At 62.3% G+C, this 2,064-nt stretch carries 2 protein-coding genes and 2 pseudogenes; all 4 read left to right on the plus strand.

The annotated features are described in order from the left end of the window. Positions 1-279 (plus strand): annotated as a pseudogene (locus HX803_RS31320) (DNA polymerase II); the annotation flags it as partial. 69 nt (positions 280-348) lie between these two features. After that, entirely contained in the window at positions 349-927 is a 579-nt protein-coding gene (locus tag HX803_RS31325; protein WP_178925956.1) for a GNAT family N-acetyltransferase, read from the plus strand. Positions 928-939: 12 nt separating this feature from the next. After that, complete coding sequence (locus HX803_RS31330; RefSeq protein WP_178925957.1) at positions 940-1,572, plus strand: glutathione S-transferase N-terminal domain-containing protein; 633 nt, start codon at positions 940-942, stop codon at positions 1,570-1,572. A gap of 165 nt (positions 1,573-1,737) precedes the next feature. Further along, positions 1,738-2,064 (plus strand): annotated as a pseudogene (locus HX803_RS31335) (tyrosyl-trna synthetase); the annotation flags it as partial.

Raw genomic sequence — 2,064 nt, forward strand, 5'->3', positions numbered from 1 at the left:
CTGGACGACTACGAGCGCAACGTGCCGCCCCATGTGCGTGCCGCGCGCCTGGCGGATGACTACAACGATCGCCTGGGGCGTCCGCGCCAGTACCAGCGCGGTGGCTGGATCAGCTACGTGATCAGCGTCAATGGCCCCGAACCGCTGGAAGTGCGCCAGGCGCCCATCGACTACGACCACTACGTCACCCGGCAATTGCAGCCGGTGGCCGACGCGATCCTGCCGTTCGTGGACGACGATTTCAGCACCCTGGTGGGTGGGCAAATGGGCCTGTTTTAAAACGCTTGATTCGTGCGGGCGCAAGCCTGCACTCTCTGTCTCTGACGACCCTCAGACGGCAGCGCCTCCATGACCCAGATCACCCTGACCGGCACCACGGTCGAACTCCAACCCCTGCTCCGCGACCACAAGGCCGCCTTGCTTGAAGCCGCCGCCGATGGCGAACTGTGGAACCTCAAGGTCACCAATGTCCCGGGGCCGGACACGGTTGATAAGTACATCGACACCGCCCTGGCCGGGCGTGATGCGGGCACCGTCATTCCGTTCACCATCGTGCGCCGTGACAGCGGCCAGGTGGTGGGCAGTACGCGGTTCTGGAAGGTCGACCGGGTCAATCGCAAGCTGGAAATCGGCCACACCTGGCTGGCGCAATCCACGCAAAAAAGCGCGGTCAACACCGAAGCCAAACTGCTGTTGCTGACCTACGCCTTCGAAGTGCTCGACTGCGTGCGTGTGCAATTCACCACCGACGAACTCAACGAGAAATCTCGCGCCGCGATCCTGCGCCTGGGCGCCGTGCAGGAAGGCATCGTGCGCCACGAACGCATCATGCCCGACGGGCGCAAGCGCAACTCGGTGCGCTTCAGCATCATCGATTCGGAATGGCCGCAGGTGAAGGCCGGTTTGCAGGCCAAACTGCAACGCTAGGAGGAAAGGCCCATGTACACGCTTTATGGCATCGACGAATCCGGCTCCTGCATGATCGAAATCGCCCTGCAGCGCTGCGCGGTGCCGTGGCGACGGGTCGACGCGGCCTCATGGGCCGAGGGCGAGGGCAGTGATGAACTGGCGCGCATCAACCCGCTCAAGCAGGTGCCCACTTTGGTGACGCCGGATGGCCAGGTGCTGACGGAGAGCGCCGCGATCCTGATCCACCTGGGCCTGGAATTTCCGGGCGCCGACCTGCTGGGCGGCAACCGTGCACAGGTCATCCGCGGCCTGGTGTACATCGCCGCCAATTGCTACTCGGCCATCGGCATCATCGACTACCCGCAACGCTGGCTGGGCAACGTCAATGAAACGGTGCAGACACAGCTGGTCACCGGCACCCGGCGCTACCTGCACCAGGCCTGGGTGGTGTTCGCCGACCAGTTTGCCGAGCAGTTATTTGCTCCAAGCGGCGAGCCGAATGCACTGGGCCTGATGGCGGCGGCAGTGTCGCGTTGGGACGAATCACGGGAGGCGTTGAACGGCCTCGCCCCGGGCTTTGCACAAACCCTGGCCCAAGTGGACGCCGACCCCATCGTGGCCCCCGTGTTTGCACGGCATTGGCCGCAGTGGAAGGTCTCATGATGTTTCCGTAATCAGTGGAAACAATCACCGCAGACCCGGTCCAACCCCTTGCGTAGCGGGCGTCCTGACCTACGCTTTCTTAAAGTGGTGTAGGAATCATCCTTGAATTTGACTGTCGCAGACATGAAACTCAAGAACCCTGCATGGAATTGAAAGGAGGTGCGCATGCTCATCCGGTCGCTGACCCTGGCTACCTTGATGGCTTTTACGGGGCCGCTGTTGGCCGCTGATGATATCAACCCGCTCAAGCAGGATTTGGGCAAATCACGCCCACTGGTGGTGGTGGAACTGGACTCCGGCAACCCGACCCTGGCCACCCTCAAGAAGCAATTGAACGAGCCCGCCACCAAGCAGTCCTTCGAAGAACGCAACATGGTGTTCTACACCGTGTCATTCGGCAGCATCGGTGCCGAAGGCGAGAAGTTCGCCAAGGACCCCAAAGACAGCAAAAAGCTCACGCCACCGGAAACCAACGCCCTGATCCGCGCCCTC

This window comes from Pseudomonas sp. P7548 (assembly GCF_013386585.1).
Taxonomy (GTDB): Bacteria; Pseudomonadota; Gammaproteobacteria; order Pseudomonadales; family Pseudomonadaceae; genus Aquipseudomonas.

Excerpts from the sequence above, each read along its gene's own strand:
- HX803_RS31325 (WP_178925956.1), top strand. The coding sequence starts at position 349 with ATGACCCAGATCACCCTGACCGGCACCACGGTCGAACTCCAACCCCTG.
- HX803_RS31330 (WP_178925957.1), top strand. The coding sequence starts at position 940 with ATGTACACGCTTTATGGCATCGACGAATCCGGCTCCTGCATGATCGAA.